Origin of the sequence: Methylococcus capsulatus str. Texas = ATCC 19069 (genome assembly GCF_000424685.1) — a bacterium.
Classification (GTDB): Bacteria; Pseudomonadota; Gammaproteobacteria; order Methylococcales; family Methylococcaceae; genus Methylococcus; species Methylococcus capsulatus.
Genome location: NZ_AUKJ01000017.1, coordinates 298,114 through 319,698 on the forward strand (window position 1 = coordinate 298,114; position 21,585 = coordinate 319,698).

The following is a 21,585-nucleotide window of genomic DNA, read 5'->3' on the forward strand; positions in this document are numbered from 1 at the left end:
CGCCGGCAGCGGAATCCTTGACGGGTGGTGCGGTCAGGCATATGATTTCGATGCGAAACAATTCAGCGGAGGAGGTGGAGATGAACAAGCCATCGTTTTTACTCGTGGGGCTCCTGGTCGTTTCCGGCGTGCTCGGCGCAGCCGAGACCAAGGTGAAATACCCCGATGGGTTTCGCAGTTGGTACCACGTCAAATCCATGGTGATCCAGCCGGGACACCCGCTGGAAAATCCCTTCGGCGGGATCCACCACGTTTACGCCAATGCAGAAGCCATCCAGGGACTGAGGGGCGGCAACTACCCGGACGGAGCGGTGTTGGTATTCGACCTGTTCGACTATCAGGAGGATAACCATGCACTGGTGGAAGGCAAACGCAAGCTGATCGGAGTGATGGAGCGCGATGCCAAGCGTTTTTCCGCTACCGGCGGTTGGGGTTATGAAGGATTCGGTGAAGGCAAGCCGGACAAGCGTCTGGTCACTGACGGCGGGCAGGGTTGTTTCGGCTGTCACGCTGCGCAGAAAGAGAGCCAATACGTGTTCTCCAGGCTTCGGGACTGACCGTATAAGTCCTCTCCCGGGACTGGCCGCGCCTTTGCTGCTCGAAGGCGCGGTCTCCGCGCGCTTTGGTCTGAGCCATCGTGCAGCACGGGCAGTCCCTGCTGCACACGATGCGGCGACTGCAAGGCATTTTCACGCATCAGGCGCAAGACCCGATCCTTGGCCACCCGAATGCCCGAAAGGACGTGCCCGCCCCGTACCTTGCGATGGCCCTCGCCGAGGAACGGGGAGGCGGCCAGATCGGCACGCATGGCCGCCAACAGGTCGGCATCGGAAACCTCCGGCTTCAGCCCGCGCCGAACCGGATGCAGCGGGACCCACCTTTGGATGCTTCCCCGGACCGCGGGGCGTAGCTCGTCGAACGCGGGAACTCCACACCCGGCAAACCCGTTCCAGACCCTAGCGTTTGCCGGTGCCTTGCGAGGCCGTCAGGCCCATCGCGACGACCTCCTCCAGCCCAAAGGGCGGCGCGCCTCCCTTTCCTTGCGCAGAATATCGACTTCCTTCACCAGTTTGCCGATGCGCCGATCGGCCTCATCGAACCGCGTCTCTCGCGTTCCTCGAGACCGGCATCGATGCCGGCCAGCGCACGATTAACCGCTGTTCCAGCCGGACGATCGGCATCGCCAGCTCGCGCGACAGGGCATCGACCGATTCACCGCGCAGCAGGCGCAGCACGACTTGCTTCTTACGCCCGACCGGCCAGCGCTCGACTTCGGCCGCCGTGCCGGGCGCGCTTCCAGTCACGCCACGCGCTCCTTCCAGCGCATCCGGCGCATCCTCCCAACCTCTGTCTCATTCAGCATTTCCCGCTCTTTTCTCTGACATGTCTGTTTACCCCACGACGTGTCCAAACGAATTGCGGGAGGGGCAGCCGGTTTTCCGCCAATTGTTCAACCGGCTTCTTGATTATGGCCTTACCACTACCTGATGGTCATTGCCAGATCAACAGCCCAAGGCAAGACGCCGATGTCATCGGTCGACCAGGTAGCCGGAAATCGTGGCATCGACGGACACTGTCCCGGTGTCGTCGAGGCCGCGGCTCACCGAAAACCGGATCGGAAACTCGTCGGGGTCTGCATAGGCCCGTATCGGCTGGCTAGCCGCGTAAACATCGACGCCGGCTCCGGCGTATTGCTGAGACAGGACTAAATAGTGCCACGCCGTTTCGTTACGCTGGATGGTCGTCCGCAGGGATGCGAAGTACTTCTGCCCGGCGGGGCCTTGCACGAGGGCCGAAACGTGCTCGATCACCAGGCGTTGCCGGCCGGCGACCGGGATTTCCGCGTACCCCTCTTTTTCCTCGTTGCCGATCGTAAATCGGATCGTCTTTTGAAACGGCCGATGCTCGTTGCGCTGACTCGATGCCGCCGACGGGATGAAGGGGGGCTCGGGAAAGACTGGAAATGGGGTGGCAGGCGGAGAGGGCGGCGTGGGGTCGGCCAGAACCACGGGAACCGCCGACAGCAAGGTTCCGCAGATGAGGGGCTTCGAGAGATGATAGAGCATCATGAGCTGGTTCACATTCGGGGACCGGGCTGGTTTTCCGGGGAGGCTTCAAGGCGGCCAAGGCCGCCAAGGCCGCGGGTCGGGATGGAATGGTTCATTCCCTGCGGTAGAAGAGGTTGAACGCTTCGAACGGGACCATCTGGCCGTTCGGCTGGACGATGTGGACGCAAGACTTCTTGAGAGCCCGCAGGTCCAGGTTGGCGGCGTCCATGAATTGTACGACGAGTACGCGGAACACGTTGCGGTAGTCCAGCGCCGCGGGCGCTTCGACGCGCGGCAGGCAGCAAAGCAGTTCGGACAGGCAGCGGGCGCGCTGTTCCGGGCCGTGGGCGGTGGAGAACAGTTGCACCAGGGTGTCCGTGAGCCGCGGATCGCGCTCGAAGGCGATGGTGTTGGAAGCGCCGCCGACCAGGAGTTCCCGGTCCAGGTAGCGGGTGAGCGGCAGGGTCTGGCCGTCCAGCTTGAGGGCGTAGGCCATCGCCAAAGTGTCCGGATTGCAGGGGACGGGGACCACGTCTTCCAATGCGAACAGCCCGGACTGCTCGGCGATGGCGCGGCGGATTTCGCTCACGGTGAGGCGGTGGCGGGCGGCGTCGAAGCCCTCGTTGCGCCCGGCGTCTTCGATCGGTTGGAAGGTGATGCCGCGCACACAGGACCAGTTCAGGGCATGACGGACCAGTGTGCCGATCTCGCCGTCGTTCAGGCCCCTGCGCAAGGTGGCGACCAGGCTGGTGGAGATACCGGCGGCGTTCAGGTGCTCCAATGCCTGTTCGTGGATGCGCGCCAGATCGGCGCCGCGCAGCTGGCGCAGCACCGCGTCGTCCAGTGAGTCGAATTGGAGATAGACCTCCAGTCCCGGCCCGAATTCAGCCAGCCGTCGGGCGAAATCCGGATCGCGTGCCAGGACGATGCCGTTGGTGTTGACCATCAGATGGCGGATCGGCCGCCGCCGCGCCTCCTTCAGAATGTCGAAGAACTGCGGATGCAAAGTCGGCTCGCCGCCGGAAATCTGCACCACGTCCGGCTCGCCCTCGGCCTCGACTATCGTGTCGAGCATGCGGCCGATTTCGTCCAGGCTGCGGTAGCTCGGGTTGTCCGGGCCCGAGCCGGCATAGCAGACCGGACACCGCAGGTTGCAGTGGCCGGTGACCTCCAGCACGGTGACGCAGGAATGCTGCATGTGGTCCGGACATAGCCCGCAGTCCCACGGGCAGCCGCGCGCCATGGGGGTGGCGAAACGGCGCGGCAATTCCGGCGGCTTGATCCATTGCTCGCGGCACTGGCGGTAGTAGTCGGCGTCATCCGCCATCAAGGTGCGCTCGAAGCCGTGCTCCGGGCACCACTTTTCCATGAACACCCGTCCGCCCTTTATGAGGATTTTCGCCTCCACCCGCGCGAGGCAGGTCGAGCAGACCGAGGCCGTGGTGTCGTAAAACAGATACGGGCGGGTCTTGCGGCTCATGCCAGGCGCCTCCATTGACGCAGCGTCAGCGGTGCGTAGACCACGAGCGCCAGCAGGCAGACCCACTGGATGCCCGACAGCCCCGGCGGATAGGGGTAGGGCATGGGCTTCAAACCGTCGACGCCCAGCCGCCACAACAGATAGGCGCTCAGCATCAGCTTGAACAGCAGGCCCGGCTCGGCGGCGCAGCGGGCTTGTTGCCTGCGTAATGCGGCCCAGAGCAGGGCGGCGAACAGGATTTCGTAGAGTTGGGTCGGATGGCGGGCGATGCCGTCGCCGAAGTCGATACCCCAGGGAAGCCGGGTAGGGAGGCCGTAGGTGTCATCGTGAAGGCCGGCCAGGAAGCAGCCGAGCCGGCCGATCATGAGTCCCTGCAGGATTGGAAACACGAACAGATCGCCTGTGGACTGTCGTAGACCCGCAAGTCTCTTGGCGATCTCCACCCCCATCAGCCCGCCCAGCAGGCCGCCGACCATGGATTGGCCGCCGTGGAAAAAACCCAGGATCCCGCCGTGCGCCGCCCACAGATGCGGCATGTCCAGCCAGAACACCGCCTTGTTGCCGATCGCCGCACCCAGCAGGCAGCCCACGAGTACGGTATAAGCGGGGTTGGACAGGGTGGAAACCAGGCCGTTTTTCCGGCGGAGGAAAAAGTAATGGCGGGCGCCGATCGCCATGCCCAGAGCCTCCAGAATGGCGTGGACGGCGTGTGCCAGGGCTGCGTCCCGGATCATGGTGGCCTGCCCGTGGTAGGGCTCAAGGAGCGTTTGAGCTTCCAGGCGAACCAGCCGAACAATGCCATCAGCGCGAAGCCTGCCAAGGCCAGCGGAAGAATTTCCCAGGACAGGCCGCCGTTCGGATTGCCGACCGCCGCCAATCCCAGAATGCCGCAGACGCCCCAGCCGAAGGCGAGCGCGGCGCAGAACAGCAGGAGCAGGATTTTGATCAATTTGACGAGAAGGTCCATGGCAAAAGGGCGGAACGTTTTCAGGATGGACGGGTTTGTGCCTTGAGTGGATGGAACCGGCGTGACGCTCGCGTATGCCTGCTCCCCCGGAACTCTAGTGGACGACATACAGCCCTCCGTGACAGACGCATGCTCGATGACGCTGCCTGCCCGGCCACGAGCAATGATAAGCTGTGGCTTGCTCTGCCTGCATGCATTTTGTGTGCGGGCAGTGTCGTGTCCGTCGGAGGAAATGCGGTCTTTCCTAAGAGTGCACGATGTCCGTCGTGGACGGTTGTGGTGCATCGTTTTGCAGCCCGCTGCGGAGGATCATAAGAATTGATGTGCCGCCGGAAGCGCGAAAAGGTACCGGAGTTGATGAAAACTTGACGTACATCAAGGCGGGCCAGGGGGGATTCCATTACGATGTGTACCAAGGTCGTCACGGAAGTGACGAACTGAAGTTACAGCCGATGTTTTCCTCAAGTTTTATCCTCTGGGATGGTGTTTCCGGGCTCGTTTTCGGGCCCGGCTTTTTTGTCTCTCCCCTTCCCCACGTTTGCCGGCGACGCCCCAATTTGTCGCTTCTCGTGCACAAATGCGGCGCGGCGGCTTCAATTGTTGCCTCGTTGGTTTTGTGATCTAATACTTCAATCGCTTTGTTTTTCGTGGGTCCAGGGTTCTCCTAAGGATGCGTCGCTGCGCCCGGTCGGGTCGCGGGAAGGTTTCCTCGCGCGCGAAGACGTAGTCCCTCCATAACAAAACACCCTGCACAGCTTCCACGGCTTTCCCCTCGGTGTCTCCACGGATCGTCGACAGGCATGCGAGGGGTTGGCGCGGCCGATTTTTGTCTGGAAAGTGGGCTTCACTATGGTAATCAAACTGAAGAAAGGCTTAGACCTGCCCATAACGGGAGCGCCCGAACAGGTGATCCATGCCGACGGCGGAGCCGTGAAATCCGTGGCTCTGATCGGGCCGGATTTCGTCGGTCTCAAGCCGACGATGCAGGTCGCCGAGGGTGATCGCGTCAAACTGGGGAGTGTGCTCTTCACCGACAAGCAGAATCCGGGGGTGAACTTCACGTCCCCGGGTGCCGGCGTGGTGAAGGCGATCAACCGCGGCGAGCGGCGCGTACTCCAGTCGGTGGTGATCGAACTGGACGGCAAGGACGAGGTCACTTTCGCTTCCTACAAGGCGGCCGAACTGGCCGGCCTGAGCGAAACCCAGGTGAGAGAGAATCTGCTGGCCTCGGGCCTGTGGACTTTCCTGCGGACCCGTCCCTATAGCAAAGTGCCGAATCCGGACACCAGGCCGCATTCAATCTTCGTGACCGCGATCGACACCAACCCGCTGGCGGCGCGACCGGACGTCGTGATTCAGGGGCGTGCCGAAGATTTCAGGAACGGCCTCGCCGTCATTTCGAAACTGACCGAAGGAAAGGTTTATCTCTGCAAGGCACCGGCTCAGGCCGTGCCGTCCATCGATGACGGGAAGGTCGAGGTGGCGGAATTCGACGGGCCGCATCCCGCCGGCCTGGCAGGGACCCATATCCATCATCTGGACCCGGTCGGCCCGTCCAAGTGCGTCTGGTATCTGGACTACCAGTCCGTGATCGCGATCGGCGCACTGTTCACCACCGGTCGCATCGACGTCGAGCGCATCGTGTCCCTGGCCGGTCCGGGCGTGGCCCGGCCGCGTCTGCTGCGTACCCGGCTCGGCGCCTGTCTGTGCGATCTCACCGCGGGTCAGACGGTGGCCGACAAGGAATTGCGGGTGATTTCCGGCTCCGTCCTGTATGGCCGTGAGGCGACCGCCTGGGGCTGCTACCTCGGGCGTTATCACAATCAGGTCAGCGTGGTCGAGGAAGGTCGGACCCGCGAGCTCATGGGCTGGATCCTGCCGAGCGCATCGAAGTATTCCTTCCTCAATGTGACCCTGGCGAGCCTGCCGAAAGAGCGGGGCCGCAAGTTCCCGTTCACGACTTCCACTCATGGCAGCCCGCGTGCGATCGTGCCGGTCGGCGTGTATGAGGACGTGATGCCGCTGGACATTCTGCCGACCCAGTTGGTGCGTTCGCTGCTGGTGGGCGACACCGACATGGCCCAGGCGCTCGGCTGCCTGGAACTGGACGAAGAAGACCTGGCGCTGTGCACCTTCGTCGATCCGGGCAAGCACGATTTCGGTCCGGTTCTGCGTTCGAACCTCACCCAGATTGAGAAGGAAGGCTAAGTCTCATGTCAGTAAGGCAATTTCTCGACAAGATCCATCCGCTCTTTGCCAAGGGCGGGCGCTTCGAAAAACTGTATCCCGTCTACGAGATGGTGGATACCTTTCTGTACACCCCGGCCGACGTCACCCGCGGTGCGACCCACGTGCGCGACTCGGTCGACCTCAAGCGGGTGATGACCTACGTCTGGATTGCGGCGCTGCCCTGTATGCTCATGGCGTTGTTCAACACCGGCTACCAGGCCAATCTGGCGATGACGTCCCTCGGGATGGAATCGGCTCCGGGCTGGCGCGGCGCGATCATCAATCTGTTCGGCCACAATCCGTGGAATCCGCTGTCGGATCTGATCCACGGCGCGCTGTATTTCATTCCGATCTACGTCGTGACCATCGTGGCCGGTGGCCTGTGGGAAGTGCTGTTCGCGGTGGTGCGCAAACATGACGTCAACGAGGGTTTTTTCGTATCCTCGATCTTGTTCGCCTTGACCATGCCACCCAACACGCCGCTGTGGCAGGTGGCCATTGGCATTTCCTTCGGTGTGGTCATGGGCAAGGAAGTGTTCGGCGGGACCGGCAAGAACTTCCTCAACCCGGCGCTGACCGGTCGCGCATTTCTGTATTTCGCCTATCCGGCTTCGATGTCGGGCGACATGGTATGGACCGCGGTGGACGGTTTCAGCGGCGCCACGGCGCTGGGGTTGGGTGCGCTGGGCGGAGTCGACGCGATCCGCGAGGCGGGCATCGGCTGGTTCCAGACCTTCTTCGGCTTCGAGCGCGGCTCCATGGGCGAAACTTCGACCCTGGCTTGTTTGCTGGGCGCGGCGTTTTTGGTCTACACCCGGATCGCGTCCTGGCGGATCATCGCGGGCGTGATGGTGGGCATGATCGCGACTTCCACGCTGTTCAACGTCATCGGCAGCGATTCCAACGCCATGTTTGCCATGCCGTGGTACTGGCACTTGACGCTGGGCGGCTTCGCCTTCGGCATGAGTTTCATGGCGACCGATCCGGTCAGTGCGGCGCATACCAACCTCGGTCGCTGGATCTTCGGCGCGCTGATCGGCTTCATGACGGTGCTGATCCGCGTGGTCAATCCCGCCTTCCCCGAAGGCATCATGTTGGCCATCCTTTTCTCCAACATCTTCGCCCCCCTCATCGACTACGCGGTCATCAAGGCGAACATCGCAAGAAGGATCAAACGTCATGCCTAACGCAGTGAATTCGACGAATGTGCAGGGCGGTGACAAGTTCGCCGCACTGAAGGAAAAGGCCCGGGCCTATGCCGAGCGAGTGCTGGCGCTGCCCAACGACAGTTTCGAGAAAACCGTCGCCGTTGCGGTAGGACTGTGTCTGGTGGGAGCCGTGCTGGTGTCCGGTTCCGCCGTGGCGCTCAAACCGCTGCAGGAGTCCAACAAGTCGAGGGATGAGAAAGTCAACATCCTCGAGGTGGCCGGCTTGCTCGTGGACGGTACCGGCATCGACGAGGCGTTCAAGAACATCGAACCCAAGATCGTGGAACTTGCTTCCGGAGACTACAGCGATGCGGTGGATCCCAAGACCTACGACCAGCGCAAAGCGGCCAAGGATCCTGCCTTGAGCGAAGCGATCCCGCCGGAAGATGACATTGCCGGCATCAAGCGTAAGCCCAAGTACGCCAAGGTGTATCTGGTAAAGGAGAACGGCCAGCTCAAGTCGGTGATCCTGCCGGTGAGCGGCTACGGCCTGTGGTCCACCATGTACGGATTCATGGCGCTGGAGGCGGATGGGGAAACCGTGATCGGCCTCAACCTCTACGATCAGGCGGAAACACCCGGACTCGGCGGCGAAGTGGTGAATCCGAAATGGAAGGCTTTGTGGAAGGGCAAGAAGGTCTACAACTACTCCAAGACCGCGGTGCACGAAAGCAACCTGTCCGAGAAGGGCCAGACCGTCGAAATCGGTGAAGTGGCTTTGGGACTGGTCAAAGGTGGCGTGGACCCCAGCAAGCCGGGCGCGGAATTCCAGGTGGATGCGCTGGCCGGAGCGACCCTGACCAGCCGCGGCGTCAGCAACCTGATCCGCTATTGGATGGGCAAGGATGGCTTCGGACCGTATTTGGCGAAAGTTAGAGCTGGAAGAGGTTAATCCCCATGAACGAAGAATCGAAGAAAGTTCTCATCGAACCGCTGGTCGACAACAACCCCATCACCCTCCAAGTGCTGGGCATCTGTTCCGCCTTGGCCGTCACTTCACAATTGTCGACGGCCTTGATCATGAGTCTGGCGCTGACCTCGGTCACCGCCTGTTCCAGCGCGGGCATCGCTTTGATCCGCAACCACATTCCAAGCAGCGTGCGTATCATCGCGCAGATGGTGATCATCGCCTCACTGGTGATCGTGGTCGACCAGCTGCTCAAGGCTTTCGCCTATGAAATCAGCAAGCAGTTGTCGGTGTTCGTCGGACTCATCATCACTAACTGCATCGTGATGGGGCGCGCCGAGGCCTATGCCATGAAGAATCCGCCCTGGGAGAGCTTCCTGGACGGCATCGGCAATGGCCTGGGTTACAGTCTGATCCTCGTCACCGTCGCCACCATCCGTGAGTTGCTGGGTTCCGGCAAACTGTTGGGGATCGATGTGTTGCCCCTGGTCAAGGATGGCGGCTGGTACGTGCCGAATGGCCTGCTGTTGCTGCCCCCCAGTGCATTCTTCCTGATCGGTCTCCTGATCTGGGCGATCCGCTCCTGGAAAACCCAGCAGGTGGAAAAGGCCGATTTCGTGATCGCCACCGCACACGGGGAGGCACACTGATGGAAGCCTACATCAATCTGTTCATCAAGTCGGTCTTCATCGAGAACATGGCCCTGTCGTTCTTCCTGGGCATGTGCACCTTCATCGCGGTGTCGAAGAAGATCGAAACGGCCGTGGGCTTGGGCATCGCCGTGGTGATCGTGCAGACCCTGACGGTGCCGGCCAACAACCTGATCTACACCTATCTGCTCAAGGAAGGCGCCTTGTCCTGGGCCGGCCTGCGTGACGTCGACCTCAGCTTCATCGCGCTGATGGCCTGTATCGGCGTGATCGCCGCCATGGTCCAGATTCTGGAGATGGTGCTCGACAAGTTCTTCCCGGCCCTCTACAACGCCTTGGGTATTTTCCTGCCGCTGATTACGGTGAACTGTGCCATCCTGGCCGGTTCGCTGTTCATGATCGAACGTGATTACAACTTCTCGGAGAGCGTGGTGTATGGCGTGGGCAGCGGTTTCGGCTGGGCGCTCGCCATCACTGCGATGGCCGGCGTGCGCGAGAAGCTCAAGTACAGCGACGTTCCGGCGGGCCTGCGCGGCCTGGGCATCACCTTCATCTCCGCGGGTCTGATGGCACTGGGTTTCATGGCCTTCTCCGGCATACAGTTATAAGGATGTAGGTGATCCCATGTTGGAAATTATCTTAGGCGTATTTTTCTTCACGGCTATCGTGGTGGCCCTGGTCTTCGTGATTCTGGGCGCCAAGTCGAAGCTGGTGGCCGAGGGCAACGTGGAGGTGCTGATCAACGGAGAGAGGACCATCCACGTTCCGATCGGCTCCAAGCTGCTGACGGCATTGGCCGACAACAACCTGTTCGTGTCTTCGGCCTGCGGCGGCGGCGGCACCTGTGCTCAATGCCGGGTGCAGGTGCTGGAAGGCGGCGGCGAAATCCTGCCGACCGAGCTTTCGCACATCACCAAGCGAGAGGCGGCTCAGGGCGACCGTCTGTCTTGCCAGGTGACGGTCAAGCAGAACATGAAGATTCACGTCCATGAGGAGGTGTTCGGCGTCAAGAAGTGGGAGTGCACGGTGCGCTCCAACCGCAACGTCGCCACTTTCATCAAGGAGCTGGTGTTGGAACTGCCCGCGGGAGAGAACGTCGATTTCCGCGCCGGTGGTTACATCCAGATCGAGTGTCCGCCTTACGACTGCAAGTTCTCGGATTTCGCCATCGAGCCGGAATACCGGGAGGACTGGGACAAATACGACCTCTGGAAGATCGAGTCGCACGTCAAGACGCCGGCGATCCGTGCTTACTCGATGGCGAACTATCCGGAGGAAAAGGGCATCATCATGCTCAACGTGCGTATCGCCACTCCGCCCTGGGGTAAAGAGGGCACCGTGCCGCCGGGCGTCATGTCGTCCTATATCTTCAACCTGAAGCCGGGCGACAAGGTCACCATTTCCGGGCCGTTCGGCGAGTTCTTCGCTCGCGATACCGACAAAGAGATGGTGTTCATCGGCGGTGGCGCCGGTATGGCGCCGATGCGTTCGCACATCTTCGACCAGTTGCTCCGCTTGAAGAGCAAGCGCAAGATGACTTTCTGGTACGGTGCCCGCAGCTTGCGCGAAGCCTTCTATGTGGAGGAGTTCGACAGACTGCAGGCCGAGAATCCCAACTTCAAGTGGTTCCTCGGCCTGTCGGATCCAAAGCCGGAAGACGGCTGGACCGGCTACACGGGCTTCATCCATAACATCCTGTACGAGCAGTACCTCAAAAACCATCCGGCGCCGGAGGACTGCGAGTACTACATGTGCGGACCACCGATGATGAACTCCGCGGTCATCCAGATGCTCCTGGACATAGGGGTCGACCGAGAGAACATCATGCTGGACGATTTCGGCGGCTGATTCGGCGCAGGAATCATGGGACGGGGAGCCGCGTGCTCCTCGTTCTTTTTGTGGCGGAGCCGGATGGTGAGGTGCTCACCGTCGGCTTGCCCGGAGTTTTTGTTGGAGAACTCAGTTATGACGTTGTTTCTGATCACTTTCGCCATCATCGGTTTCGTGATCCTGATGATGTCCGTCGGCGTCATTTTTGGACGGCCGGCGATCAAGGGTACCTGCGGGGGACTCAATGGGGGCGACTGTATCTGCACCCAGAAATGTGAGAAGCGCCTCAAGCTGGAAGCCGAAGGCAAGTTCTGAAGGGTCCGGAGCCCGGATGGACGGTGCGCCATCGTTCTACTGGTACGATCTGGAAACGTTCGGGACCGACCCGGCCCGGGACCGCATCGCCCAGTTCGCTGGTCTCCGCACCGATCTGGAATTCAATCCGATCGGCCCGCCCGACGTCCTCTATTGCCGGCCGTCGGATGACATGGTTCCGCATCCCGAGGCCTGTCTGGTGACCGGCATCACGCCGCAATATGCGGCTGAACTCGGCGTGCCGGAAAGCGCGTTCATCGCCACCATCCATCGCATTTTCATGCGGCCGGGCACCTGTGTGCTCGGCTACAATACCCTGCGTTTCGACGACGAAATGCTGCGGCACGCCTTCTACCGCAACCTGTACGATCCTTATGCAAGGGAATGGAAAGGCGGCAATTCGCGCTGGGACGTCATCGATCTGGCCCGCTTGACACAGGCTTTGCGGCCGGACGGCATCGAATGGCCGCGCGATTCCCTGGGCTCGCCCGTGTTCAAGCTGGAACGCCTGGCGGCGGCCAACGGGATTCGACACGAGTCCGCGCATGACGCCTTGTCCGACGTGCGTGCGACCGTCGCTTTCGCCCGCCTGATCGCTGAGCGTCAGCCGCGTCTGTTCCAGTTCGCGTTGGAGAGCCGGGCCAAAGGCGCGGTCGAGCGGCTGTTGGCCCTGGGAGCCTGGCAGCCGGTATTGCACGTTTCCGAGAAGTTTTCTGCCTCCCGTCACTGCATCGCCTGCGTGCTGCCGCTGTGCCGGCATCCTCGCATCGCGACGCGTGTCATCGTGTTCGATCTGGCGTCGGACCCCGCGCAGTTGTCCGATCTCTCGGTGGACGAGATCCGGCGCCGGCTTTTCACCCCTTCGGCGGAGCTGCCGGAGGCCACCGGGCGGCTTCCGCTGAAGGGAGTGCATACCAACCGTTGTCCCGTGGTCGTCCCGATGTCGGCCTTGCGACCGGCTGACGGGGAGCGGCTCGGTATCGATGCGGTCCTTTGCAGGCGGCGTGCCCAGTGGTTGCAGGACCGTGCAGAAGATGTCATCCCCAAGATTTCGGCGGCATTCGAAGTGGAGGCGTCGTTCGAGGCAGCGTCCGATCCGGAATTGATGCTTTACCGGGGCGGTTTCATCCCCGATGCCGACAGGCGGGCTCTCGATCAGGTGCATCGTCTGACGCCGGACCAGTTGGCCCATTACCGCCCGCGATTCGTCGACGGCCGTTTCGACGAGCTTTTGTTCCGATTCCGGGCACGGAATTTTCCGGAGACGCTGAATGCCGAGGAACGCGAGCGTTGGGCTGCATTCCGCCGGGCGCGCCTGGCCGGCATAGGCGGAGGGCTGAGTTTGGCGGAGTTCTTTTCCCGCATCGATCGGCTTCGGAGCCAAGAGTCCGATGCCGGTAAACGGGCGATCCTGGATGCGCTGGAAGTCTACGGCAGGAACTTATCCGGTTAACCGCGATGAGCTTTGCCCTTATACTTATCGGCTATCTTTCCATCTATCCATGTTCGGAGGAGTAATGAAAAAGATCCTGCTCGTCGCCACCGGTTTGCTGGTGGTCTGGACTGCTTCCACGTTCGCTCACGGTCCGACCCGTCAGAAGGTGACCGAAACGATTGAAATCAACGCCGCCCCAGCGGTGGTTTGGGGCATCATCAAGGATTTCGACAAAGGTGAGTGGATGCCCCAGGTGGCCAGCACCATCGGCACCGGCGGCAACGAGAAGGGCGCGACGCGTGAGTTGAAGCTGAAATCGGGCGGCATCATCAAAGAAGAGCTCAAGAGCTACGATGCCGAAAAGATGAGCTATTCGTACAAAATCACCGAGGTCGACCCCAAAGACCTGCCGGTCGCGAATTATTCTTCCACCATCAGCGTGACGCCTGCCGGTGCCGGCTCGGTCGTGGAATGGAACGGGGCATTTTACCGCTCCTTCATGAACAACAACCCTCCGCCGGAAGAGAATGACGAGGCAGCGCTGAAGGCCGTCACGTCGGTTTATAAAGAGGGCCTGGCCAATCTGAAGGTTTTGGCCGAGAAAAAATGATCGCCTCGTGGCCGTGAAGCGAACCATCTTCTTTTGCGCCGGGGAGGCGGCGGCCTTGGTCGCCGCCTTTTTCGCATGCATGGCTTGGGGGGAGCCCTTTGCTTACATCACCAACCAGAAAGACGACAGCGTCAGCGTCATCGATACGGCCAGCGGCGAGGTCCGGGCGACTCTGAAAGTGGGCAAGGAGCCGGCCGGAGTCGCCGTCAGCCGGGATGGCAGCCGCGTCGTGGTGACGAATGCCGGCGGCAGCAGCATCACCTTGATCGATGGGCGGAACCAACGGGTGGCGGCCGAGATCGCCACCGGGGAAGGCCAGGTCGGTGTGGCGATCGATCCCAAAGGCCGGTTTGCCTATGTGGCGGACTGGTACGGCAGGGCGGTTTCGGTGGTCGATCTGGACGAACGGGCCGTCGTTCGCCGACTGGCGGCGGGAAACGTGCCGGCCGGGTTGATGCTCGCGCCGGGTGGTTCGCATCTCTACGTCGCCAATCGCGACGACGACGCCATTGCCGAGATGAATCCGGCTACCGGGGAAACCTTGCGTACGGTCAAGGTAGGGAAACATCCCTTCGGCATCGCTCTCGACCCCGCAGGTGAGCTTTTGTTTTCGGCCAATGTGGAGAGTGACGACGTTTCCATCGTCGAGGTACGGACGCTGTCGGTGATCGCGACGGTGAAAGTCGGCGAGCGCCCTTATGCCGTGGCTTATATGGCGCCCTATCAGCGGTTGTTCGTCACCAATCAGTACGACAACACTGTTTCGGTCATTGACGTTGAGAGCAGGAAGGTCGTGGATACCATCGCGGTGGGGGAATATCCTGAAGGCATCGCCCTGCACCCTGACGGCATTCATATCTATGTGGCCAACTGGTTCGACAACACCGTGTCGGTCATCAACGGCCTTTCGTTGAAAGTCGAACGGACGATTGCCACAGGCAACGGCAGCCGTGCTTTCGGCGAGTTCATCGGTGGCATCTGAAAGACCTCACTGAGGCAGTTCCGGTACCGTGCTGTCCGGGCTGCAGACTACGGTGAACGGTGCCTCGTCCTCCCCCAGGGGGCGCCGGGATCGTAGCTGCTTGTCCAGGACGCGGAGGTCCGCGTCGGAAGGATCGGTTCCCTCTTTTCGCCGGGCAAGGATGCGCTGGCGCAGCAGCGTCTCAGGCGCATCCATGGCGACGATGACGAAACCGGCGCCGGTGCGGCCGGCGAGCTTTCTGGCGTCGTCCCGATAGCGTCGTTCGAGAAACGTGGCATCGAGGATGACGGACAGCCCGGCACGCAATGCGGGTGTTGCCAGTTCCAGCAGTTTGGCGTAGGTAGCGCGGGTGAACGCGGGGAGGTACCTCCGGACCGGATCGGTCTGGAGTTGCGACGCCAGCCGTTTGCGTTCGACGTCTGAACGGATGACGATGGCCCGTTCCCGCTCGGCGAGCTGCATTGCCACATGGCTTTTCCCGCTGCCGGAAACACCGTGCATGAGGATGAGTCGGGGCCGCCGGCCAGACGAAACCGAAAGGGCATAGTCGACATAGCGGCGGAATCCGGCCAGATGCTCTGCCCGGTTGACATCCTCGGGAGCGCTCGACCAGCTCAGCGCCGCGATCTTGGCCCGGACCATGGCCCGGTAACGCAGGTAGTAGTGCCACAGTGCCATGCCGCCGTAATCGCCGGTGACGGCCAGGTATCCGTTCACCAGTCTGGTCGCGAGCCGGCACAAGCCGCGCGCTTCGAGGTCCATGGCGAGGAATGCGAGCTCGCTGATGACGTCTATCCAGCGCAACGCCGGATTGAATTCGATGGCATCGAAGGGAACCGGTTTGTCGCCGATCAGAGCGATGTTGGCGAGATGGAGATCGCCATGGCATTCCCGGACGTAACCCTCGCGTTTCCGGGCGAGGAACATGTCTTCCAGCGCTGCGTGGTCCCTTTCGGCAAAAGCTTTCAGCGTCGCGAGTCCGGAGTCTCCCAGGTCCGGCGGTAACACGGTCTCGATATGGGCGAAATTGTCCAGGGTCGCATTGCGGATGAGGGGCGGGCTGCCATACTCCTCGGCCTCGCCCGACCGTGGAATCGAGCGGTGGAATTCGGCGATCAGCCGAGCCAGTGCATCGATGTGGGTGGGCGTCAGGGTGTCCGCTGCCGCTCTGTCCGTGAGCAGCGAGCCTTCGGCAAACTGGCGCATTTTCACTGCGTATTCGAACGGCGGACCCTCTCCGTCGATCCGGGGCGTCTGCGGCGAACCGGTGATTGGGCATACGCCGAGATACAGCTCGGGTGCAAGCCTGCGGTTCAACCTGATTTCCTCCTCGCAGCATTGCCTTCGCCGAGCGAGTGTCGAAAAATCGACGAATCCGAAATCGACGGGTTTCTTGATTTTGTAAGCGTAGGTTCCTGTCAGGAATACCCAGGAAATATGGGTCTCGATCAGGCGGATGCCTGAAACCGGGTGGGGATAAGCGTCGGCGGCCGTCAGTCCGGCCGGAAACGTGCGCCAGACGTTGTTCTTATTCACAGTCGTCGAATGTGAGTCGGCCGCCCTTCGTGCGCAGCATCGCCTTCCCCGCCAGAAAAGCCCCCAGGTCATTTCCCACCAGGGTGCGCCGCCATCCGTGCAGGACTTTGGCGCGGTCGGGCGACTCCAGCAGCTCTTCGAGATCCTTGCGGCTGGCCACGACGGCGGGGTTGATGGTGTGCTCGATGCAGCGCAGGCGGACGAGGGCCGACATCGCATCGAGGATGGCCTCGGTCTGAGCGCTGCGGCGCTGACCCCGGCGGGGTTGTGGCGGCACGGCCTGGCCAGTCCCGGCGTCCTGGACGAGGGCGATCATCGCATCGCCGTATCGCTGTACCATGCGCGAATCGATTCCTCTCAGAGCTTGCAGAGCATCCCGAGTACGGGGTCTTCTCAGCGCGATCTCCAGCAGGGCCTCGTCGCGAAGGATCCAGTTGCGCGGCAGATCGTTCTGCTGGGCGGTGTTCTCCCGCCAGGCGGCGAGGCGGACTGCCAACGCGAACTGCTCGGGTTTCAGGCGGTCCAGCCCGCCGATGCGCTGCCACGCGTCCTCCGGACGGTTTACGTAAAGGTCTGGCTCCTCCAGCGCCGCGAACTCGTCCACCAGCCAGGCATAGCGTCCCAGCCGTTCCAGTTGTTCCCGCATCCTCGGATACAGGGCCGCGAGGTGGATCACGTCGTTGGCCGCGTATTCCTTCTGGGCGGCCGAGAGAGGACGCTGGCTCCAATCGGTGCGGGTGTGCTCCTTGTCGACAGTCACTCCAAGCATGGCCGATACGAGGCTGGCATAGCCAACTTGCTCGGGATGGCCGACCAGGGGGGCTGCCAGTTGGGTGTCGAATATCGGCGCTGGAACGGCCCGGAATCGGTGGAAGAAAATCTCCAGATCCTGTCTCGCGGCATGAAACACCTTGGTGATCGCCCGATTGAACAGCAGACACTCGACTTCCCCCAGATCCTCGATGGCGAGGGGATCGATGCAGGCGGCCTGAGTGCCATCGGCAATCTGGAGCAGGCAGAACTTCGGATAATAAGTCTTGTCCCGCATGAATTCGGTATCGACTGCGATCCAGGGAGAACCACCGATGGACCGGCAGAATGCCGCAAGCTCGGCGGGTGAGTCGATATAGTTGATGGGCGGAGGCATGGTTGCAGGCATGAGAGAATACGTTTTGCGATTGTAACCCTCGTCACCCTCCGAGTGAGCGGGAACGGCCTTCTTCCCGGATCGTTACGATGCTTGTTGACATGGGATTTAACTTTCACGATAATGCGAATTCCACAGCGCGCCTGTAGCTCAGTTGGATAGAGTACCTGGCTACGAACTAGGTGGTCGGGAGTTCGAATCTCTCCAGGCGCGCCATTTTTGAAGAGCGGTGGATTTTTCGTGCTGATCATTCCCCTGTAGCTCAGTCGGTAGAGCAGCTGGCTGTTAACCAGCGGGTCGGCGGTTCGAGCCCGTCCGGGGGAGCCAAATTCCAGAAAAGGCTTGCAGCGATGTGAGCCTTTTTATTTTTGTTTGTTCGGGCGTGAGTGCGCTTGACATGGCGGCTGCCAGTAATTACGCTGAGCGGCTTTGGTCTTTCCCGTATTATATTGCGCGGTTCTGTGCGTGATGCGGGTTGGAATGGTTTCGGAGCTCGGTAATGACCACAATCAATCAACTGGTTAGAAAGCCGCGAGTCAGCAAGAAGGAAAAAAGCAACGTTCCGGCGCTCGAAGGCTGTCCTCAGCGTCGCGGGGTGTGTACCCGTGTTTATACCACGACCCCCAAGAAGCCGAACTCGGCGCTGCGTAAGGTGGCGCGTGTTCGTCTGACCAATGGGGCGGAGGTGACCTCCTACATCGGCGGTGAGGGGCATAACCTGCAGGAGCACTCGGTGATCCTGATCCGCGGCGGTCGTGTGAAGGACCTGCCGGGTGTCCGCTATCACGTCGTGCGCGGCAGTCTGGACACGGCGGGCGTTCAGAAGCGTCGCCAAGGTCGTTCGAAGTACGGCGCGAAGCGGCCGAAGAGCTAATTTTGGAGGCTAGGTGATATGTCCAGAAGAAGAAGGAGTGAGCGGCGCGAGGTGATCGCCGATCCGCGTTTTGGAAGCGAAACGCTTGCCCGGTTCGTGAACATGCTCATGGTGAGCGGCAAGAAGTCGATCGCGGAAAAGATCGTGTACGGCGCGCTCGATCATATCGAAGCGAAGACCTCTCAAAATTCCCTGGAGGTTCTGAACAAAGCGCTCGAGAACGTCCAGCCCGTCGTCGAGGTGAAGTCCCGGCGGGTTGGGGGTGCGACCTATCAGGTGCCGATTGAGGTGCGTCCGGCTCGGCGCATGGCGCTGGGGATGCGCTGGCTGATCGATGCCGCCCGCAAGCGCGGCGAGAAGGGCATGGTGATGAAGCTGGCCGCAGAGGTTCTGGATGCGAAGGAGAGCCGCGGCTCGGCAGTAAAGAAACGCGAAGATACTCATCGGATGGCCGAGGCCAATAAGGCTTTCTCGCATTACCGCTGGTAAACCCAGTCAGCCCGCTCTTTAAGATAACCAGGTTATTTGGCTGTGGCACGCACGACTCCTATCGAGCGCTACCGGAATATCGGGATCATGGCGCATATCGACGCCGGGAAGACCACGACAACCGAGCGCATCCTGTTTTACACGGGGGTGTCTCACAAGATCGGTGAGGTGCACGACGGGGCTGCCATCATGGACTGGATGGAACAGGAGCAGGAGCGAGGCATTACCATCACGTCCGCGGCTACGACCTGTTTTTGGCGGGGCATGGATGGCTCCTTTCCTGAGTACCGCATCAACATCATCGACACGCCCGGGCATGTCGATTTCACTATCGAAGTCGAGCGCTCGCTGCGGGTGCTCGATGGCGCCTGTGCCATCTTCTGTGCCGTAGGGGGGGTCGAGCCTCAGTCCGAGACCGTGTGGCGTCAAGCCGATAAATACGGTGTTCCCCGTCTTGCGTTCGTCAACAAAATGGACCGCGCCGGCGCCGATTTTCTGCGCGTCGTCGATCAGATTCGCAGTCGTCTGGGGGGCAGTCCGGTACCGGTTCAGCTGCCTATCGGGGCGGAGGATGAATTCAAAGGCGTCGTTGATCTGCTGCGCATGAAGGCAATCTGGTGGGATGACTCTACCCAGGGGATGTGCTTCAGTCTGGGGGATGTCCCCGCCGAAATGGTTGCTGCCTGCGTCGCGTGGCGGGAGAAAATGGTCGAGGCTGCGGCGGAAGCGTCCGAAGATCTCATGGAGAAGTATCTCGAAGGAGGCGAGCTGACCGTCGAGGAGATCAAGCGTGGGTTGCGCGTGCGCACGCTGGCCAATGAGATCGTGCCGGTGCTGTGCGGATCGGCGTTCAAGAACAAAGGGGTCCAGGCCATGCTGGACGCGGTGGTGGACTATCTGCCCTCGCCGGTCGATACGCCGCCAGTCGTCGGGATCGGCGAAGGGGGGCTCGAAAGTAGTCGGGAATCGTGCGATAATGCTTCCTTTTCGGCGCTTGCCTTCAAAATTGCGACTGACCCTTACGTTGGGGTGCTGACGTTCATTCGCGTCTATTCCGGTGTGCTCTCTTCGGGCGATACGGTCTATAACCCCGTCAAGGACCGGCGGGAGCGGATCGGCAGGCTGGTTCAGATGCATGCGAACAACCGGGAGGAAGTCAAGGAGGTTCGTGCTGGCGACATTGCGGCGGCGATCGGTCTCAAAGACGTCACGACCGGCGATACGCTGTGCGATCCGAAGGATGTCATCACGCTGGAGCGGATGGAGTTCCCGGAGCCGGTGATTTCGGTCGCGGTGGAGCCGAAGACCAAGGCGGACCAGGAAAAAATGGGCATCGCGCTGAACAAGCTGGCGCAGGAGGATCCCTCGTTCCGGGTCCGGACCGATGAAGAGTCCGGGCAGACGGTTATTTCCGGCATGGGGGAGCTTCATCTGGAGATCATCGTTGATCGGATGAAACGGGAATTCGGGGTGGATGCCAATGTCGGTGCGCCACAGGTGGCGTACCGTGAGACCATCCGGAAAGCGGTGGAGCAGGAAGGGAAGTACGTGCGGCAGACCGGCGGACGTGGGCAATACGGTCATGTCTGGCTGAGGATCGAGCCTCTGGACCCCGGGGGGGGGTACGAATTCGTGAACGGCATCGTCGGTGGTGTGGTTCCCAAGGAATACATTCCGGCGGTGGACAAGGGTATCCAGGAACAACTGCAGAACGGGGTCCTGGCAGGGTTCCCGGTCGTCGACGTGAGGGTGACCCTCTTCGACGGCTCTTATCATGACGTGGATTCGAGCGAGATGGCTTTCAAGATCGCCGGCTCGATGGCGTTCAAGGAGGGGGCGCGAAAAGCCTCGCCGGTGCTGTTGGAGCCGATCATGAAGGTCGAGGTCGTCACTCCCGAGGAGTACATGGGGGATGTGGTGGGCGACATCAACCGTCGCAGAGGCATCGTCCAGGGCATGGATGAAGTGCCGGCTGGCAAGGTCATCCGCTGCGAAGTGCCGCTGTCTGAAATGTTCGGGTACGCCACCGATCTGCGGTCGGCGACTCAAGGCCGGGCAACTTACAGCATGCATTTCGAGAAATATGTCGAAGCGCCGACGCACGTGGCGGATGCCGTCATCAAGAAATCGGTGTCGTAGTCGTTACACGGGACAGAGCTGAGTTTTGAGAGGAAAAGACAGTGTCCAAAGAGAAATTTACGCGCACGAAACCGCATGTGAATGTGGGAACGATAGGTCACGTGGATCATGGGAAGACGACGCTGACGGCGGCCCTGACCAAGTGCATGGCGGCGAAGTTTGGGGGTGAATTCAAGGCCTACGACCAGATCGACGCGGCGCCGGAAGAGCGTGCGCGTGGCATCACCATCGCCACGGCTCACGTGGAATACGAATCGGCGGCGCGTCACTACGCTCACGTCGACTGCCCTGGGCATGCCGACTACGTCAAGAACATGATCACCGGAGCGGCCCAGATGGACGGTGCCATCCTGGTCGTGTCCGCAGCCGACGGCCCGATGCCGCAGACCCGGGAACACATCCTGCTGGCGCGGCAGGTGGGTGTGCCCTACATCGTCGTGTTCCTGAACAAGGCCGACATGGTGGACGATCCCGAGCTGCTCGAACTGGTGGAGATGGAGGTGCGTGAACTGCTCTCCAAGTACGATTTCCCGGGGGACGACATCCCGATCATCAAGGGCTCGGCGCTGAAGGCGCTGGAAGGCGATGGCAGCGAAATCGGCGTGCCGGCGGTGGAAGCGCTGGTGCAGGCGCTGGACGACTACATTCCCGAGCCCGAGCGGGCGATCGACCGGCCGTTCCTCATGCCGATCGAAGACGTGTTCTCGATATCCGGGCGCGGCACCGTGGTCACCGGGCG

Annotated in this window: 23 protein-coding genes and 2 tRNA genes; 18 read left to right on the forward strand and 7 right to left on the reverse strand. The window is 61.3% G+C overall.

The annotated features are described in order from the left end of the window. Window positions 1-80: 80 nt before the first annotated feature. Window positions 81-557 carry a cytochrome P460 family protein gene (locus H156_RS0105975; protein WP_010961620.1) on the forward strand — a complete coding sequence of 159 codons (477 nt, stop codon included), beginning with the start codon at window positions 81-83 and terminating at the stop codon, window positions 555-557. A gap of 534 nt (window positions 558-1,091) precedes the next feature. On the opposite strand, the gene H156_RS16985 is transcribed toward H156_RS0105975, so the two are convergent. From H156_RS16985 to H156_RS0106005, 5 genes are all read right to left on the reverse strand, one after another. After that, a complete protein-coding gene (locus H156_RS16985) occupies window positions 1,092-1,304 on the reverse strand; it encodes a hypothetical protein (RefSeq protein WP_017366084.1) in 213 nt (70 codons plus the stop codon). Window positions 1,305-1,529: 225 nt separating this feature from the next. Then, entirely contained in the window at window positions 1,530-2,069 is a 540-nt protein-coding gene (locus tag H156_RS0105990) for a hypothetical protein (protein ID WP_017366083.1), read from the reverse strand. 91 nt (window positions 2,070-2,160) lie between these two features. Next, window positions 2,161-3,528 carry a radical SAM protein gene (locus H156_RS0105995; protein ID WP_017366082.1) on the reverse strand — a complete coding sequence of 456 codons (1,368 nt, stop codon included), beginning with the start codon at window positions 3,526-3,528 and terminating at the stop codon, window positions 2,161-2,163. Further along, window positions 3,525-4,262: a prolipoprotein diacylglyceryl transferase gene (locus H156_RS0106000; RefSeq protein WP_017366081.1), complete on the reverse strand. Its 738-nt coding sequence runs from the start codon at window positions 4,260-4,262 to the stop codon at window positions 3,525-3,527. Before H156_RS0106000 ends, H156_RS0105995 begins: the two co-directional genes overlap by 4 nt. Beyond that, entirely contained in the window at window positions 4,259-4,477 is a 219-nt protein-coding gene (locus H156_RS0106005; RefSeq protein ID WP_162136877.1) for a hypothetical protein, read from the reverse strand. The genes H156_RS0106000 and H156_RS0106005 overlap by 4 nt, the downstream gene beginning before the upstream one ends. Before the next feature lie 275 nt (window positions 4,478-4,752). On the opposite strand from H156_RS0106005, the gene H156_RS16990 reads away from it, so the two are divergent. From H156_RS16990 to H156_RS0106055, 11 genes are all read left to right on the forward strand, one after another. Continuing rightward, the gene (locus H156_RS16990) at window positions 4,753-5,115 is read left to right on the forward strand and encodes a hypothetical protein (RefSeq protein WP_154656669.1); all 363 of its coding nucleotides are present in this window, start codon (window positions 4,753-4,755) and stop codon (window positions 5,113-5,115) included. A 229-nt stretch (window positions 5,116-5,344) separates the two neighbouring features. Then, a complete protein-coding gene (locus tag H156_RS0106010) occupies window positions 5,345-6,703 on the forward strand; it encodes a Na(+)-translocating NADH-quinone reductase subunit A (protein WP_017366079.1) in 1,359 nt (452 codons plus the stop codon). A 5-nt stretch (window positions 6,704-6,708) separates the two neighbouring features. Then, window positions 6,709-7,911 carry an NADH:ubiquinone reductase (Na(+)-transporting) subunit B gene (locus tag H156_RS0106015; protein WP_010961615.1) on the forward strand — a complete coding sequence of 401 codons (1,203 nt, stop codon included), beginning with the start codon at window positions 6,709-6,711 and terminating at the stop codon, window positions 7,909-7,911. Continuing rightward, window positions 7,904-8,824: a Na(+)-translocating NADH-quinone reductase subunit C gene (locus H156_RS0106020; RefSeq protein WP_026597589.1), complete on the forward strand. Its 921-nt coding sequence runs from the start codon at window positions 7,904-7,906 to the stop codon at window positions 8,822-8,824. Before H156_RS0106015 ends, H156_RS0106020 begins: the two co-directional genes overlap by 8 nt. A gap of 5 nt (window positions 8,825-8,829) precedes the next feature. Beyond that, window positions 8,830-9,489 (forward strand): NADH:ubiquinone reductase (Na(+)-transporting) subunit D, encoded by a 660-nt coding sequence (locus H156_RS0106025; RefSeq protein ID WP_010961613.1) that lies wholly within the window; start codon window positions 8,830-8,832, stop codon window positions 9,487-9,489. After that, on the forward strand, window positions 9,489-10,097 hold the full coding sequence (gene nqrE / locus H156_RS0106030; protein WP_017366077.1) for an NADH:ubiquinone reductase (Na(+)-transporting) subunit E: 609 nt from the start codon (window positions 9,489-9,491) through the stop codon (window positions 10,095-10,097). The genes H156_RS0106025 and nqrE overlap by 1 nt, the downstream gene beginning before the upstream one ends. 16 nt (window positions 10,098-10,113) lie before the next feature. After that, the gene (nqrF, locus tag H156_RS0106035) at window positions 10,114-11,337 is read left to right on the forward strand and encodes an NADH:ubiquinone reductase (Na(+)-transporting) subunit F (protein WP_017366076.1); all 1,224 of its coding nucleotides are present in this window, start codon (window positions 10,114-10,116) and stop codon (window positions 11,335-11,337) included. Window positions 11,338-11,454: 117 nt separating this feature from the next. Continuing rightward, window positions 11,455-11,634 carry a hypothetical protein gene (locus tag H156_RS0106040; RefSeq protein WP_010961610.1) on the forward strand — a complete coding sequence of 60 codons (180 nt, stop codon included), beginning with the start codon at window positions 11,455-11,457 and terminating at the stop codon, window positions 11,632-11,634. Between the two features lie 16 nt (window positions 11,635-11,650). Next, on the forward strand, window positions 11,651-13,087 hold the full coding sequence (gene sbcB / locus H156_RS0106045; protein ID WP_017366075.1) for an exodeoxyribonuclease I: 1,437 nt from the start codon (window positions 11,651-11,653) through the stop codon (window positions 13,085-13,087). Window positions 13,088-13,151: 64 nt separating this feature from the next. Then, window positions 13,152-13,679: an SRPBCC family protein gene (locus tag H156_RS0106050; protein ID WP_017366074.1), complete on the forward strand. Its 528-nt coding sequence runs from the start codon at window positions 13,152-13,154 to the stop codon at window positions 13,677-13,679. Between the two features lie 7 nt (window positions 13,680-13,686). Further along, entirely contained in the window at window positions 13,687-14,661 is a 975-nt protein-coding gene (locus H156_RS0106055; RefSeq protein WP_017366073.1) for a YncE family protein, read from the forward strand. Window positions 14,662-14,667: 6 nt separating this feature from the next. Here the strand turns inward: H156_RS0106055 and H156_RS15865 are convergent, their stop codons facing one another. Then, window positions 14,668-16,197 (reverse strand): bifunctional aminoglycoside phosphotransferase/ATP-binding protein, encoded by a 1,530-nt coding sequence (locus H156_RS15865; protein WP_017366072.1) that lies wholly within the window; start codon window positions 16,195-16,197, stop codon window positions 14,668-14,670. Further along, window positions 16,190-17,356, reverse strand: a complete 1,167-nt coding sequence (gene rnd, locus H156_RS0106065) for a ribonuclease D (protein ID WP_026046041.1) — start codon at window positions 17,354-17,356, stop codon at window positions 16,190-16,192. The genes H156_RS15865 and rnd overlap by 8 nt, the downstream gene beginning before the upstream one ends. 127 nt (window positions 17,357-17,483) lie before the next feature. On the opposite strand from rnd, the gene H156_RS0106070 reads away from it, so the two are divergent. The 6 genes from H156_RS0106070 to H156_RS0106095 form a co-directional block, all read left to right on the forward strand. After that, window positions 17,484-17,560 (forward strand) — tRNA-Arg (locus H156_RS0106070). A 35-nt stretch (window positions 17,561-17,595) separates the two neighbouring features. After that, window positions 17,596-17,671: transfer RNA gene (locus H156_RS0106075), tRNA-Asn, on the forward strand. Window positions 17,672-17,843: 172 nt separating this feature from the next. Then, window positions 17,844-18,218, forward strand: a complete 375-nt coding sequence (gene rpsL, locus H156_RS0106080) for a 30S ribosomal protein S12 (RefSeq protein ID WP_010961604.1) — start codon at window positions 17,844-17,846, stop codon at window positions 18,216-18,218. A gap of 18 nt (window positions 18,219-18,236) precedes the next feature. Next, complete coding sequence (rpsG, locus tag H156_RS0106085; RefSeq protein ID WP_010961603.1) at window positions 18,237-18,707, forward strand: 30S ribosomal protein S7; 471 nt, start codon at window positions 18,237-18,239, stop codon at window positions 18,705-18,707. A 42-nt stretch (window positions 18,708-18,749) separates the two neighbouring features. Next, window positions 18,750-20,846, forward strand: a complete 2,097-nt coding sequence (gene fusA / locus H156_RS0106090; RefSeq protein WP_017366070.1) for an elongation factor G — start codon at window positions 18,750-18,752, stop codon at window positions 20,844-20,846. A gap of 41 nt (window positions 20,847-20,887) precedes the next feature. Further along, window positions 20,888-21,585, forward strand: a 698-nt coding sequence (locus H156_RS0106095) for a GTP-binding protein (protein ID WP_026597590.1), incomplete at its 3' end; no start/stop codon positions are given.

What these genes read in the sequence shown, in the direction of transcription:
- H156_RS0106020 (WP_026597589.1), top strand. Translation starts at nt 7,904, where the DNA reads ATGCCTAACGCAGTGAATTCGACGAATGTGCAGGGCGGTGACAAGTTC.
- H156_RS0106025 (WP_010961613.1), top strand. Translation starts at nt 8,830, where the DNA reads ATGAACGAAGAATCGAAGAAAGTTCTCATCGAACCGCTGGTCGACAAC.
- rpsL (WP_010961604.1), top strand. Translation starts at nt 17,844, where the DNA reads ATGACCACAATCAATCAACTGGTTAGAAAGCCGCGAGTCAGCAAGAAG.
- H156_RS0106010 (WP_017366079.1), top strand. Translation starts at nt 5,345, where the DNA reads ATGGTAATCAAACTGAAGAAAGGCTTAGACCTGCCCATAACGGGAGCG.
- rpsG (WP_010961603.1), top strand. Translation starts at nt 18,237, where the DNA reads ATGTCCAGAAGAAGAAGGAGTGAGCGGCGCGAGGTGATCGCCGATCCG.
- H156_RS0106040 (WP_010961610.1), top strand. Translation starts at nt 11,455, where the DNA reads ATGACGTTGTTTCTGATCACTTTCGCCATCATCGGTTTCGTGATCCTG.
- H156_RS0106050 (WP_017366074.1), top strand. Translation starts at nt 13,152, where the DNA reads ATGAAAAAGATCCTGCTCGTCGCCACCGGTTTGCTGGTGGTCTGGACT.
- H156_RS0105990 (WP_017366083.1), bottom strand. Translation starts at nt 2,069, where the DNA reads ATGATGCTCTATCATCTCTCGAAGCCCCTCATCTGCGGAACCTTGCTG.
- rnd (WP_026046041.1), bottom strand. Translation starts at nt 17,356, where the DNA reads ATGCCTGCAACCATGCCTCCGCCCATCAACTATATCGACTCACCCGCC.
- sbcB (WP_017366075.1), top strand. Translation starts at nt 11,651, where the DNA reads ATGGACGGTGCGCCATCGTTCTACTGGTACGATCTGGAAACGTTCGGG.
- H156_RS0105995 (WP_017366082.1), bottom strand. Translation starts at nt 3,528, where the DNA reads ATGAGCCGCAAGACCCGCCCGTATCTGTTTTACGACACCACGGCCTCG.
- H156_RS16990 (WP_154656669.1), top strand. Translation starts at nt 4,753, where the DNA reads ATGTCCGTCGTGGACGGTTGTGGTGCATCGTTTTGCAGCCCGCTGCGG.
- nqrF (WP_017366076.1), top strand. Translation starts at nt 10,114, where the DNA reads ATGTTGGAAATTATCTTAGGCGTATTTTTCTTCACGGCTATCGTGGTG.
- H156_RS0105975 (WP_010961620.1), top strand. Translation starts at nt 81, where the DNA reads ATGAACAAGCCATCGTTTTTACTCGTGGGGCTCCTGGTCGTTTCCGGC.
- nqrE (WP_017366077.1), top strand. Translation starts at nt 9,489, where the DNA reads ATGGAAGCCTACATCAATCTGTTCATCAAGTCGGTCTTCATCGAGAAC.
- H156_RS0106000 (WP_017366081.1), bottom strand. Translation starts at nt 4,262, where the DNA reads ATGATCCGGGACGCAGCCCTGGCACACGCCGTCCACGCCATTCTGGAG.
- H156_RS0106015 (WP_010961615.1), top strand. Translation starts at nt 6,709, where the DNA reads ATGTCAGTAAGGCAATTTCTCGACAAGATCCATCCGCTCTTTGCCAAG.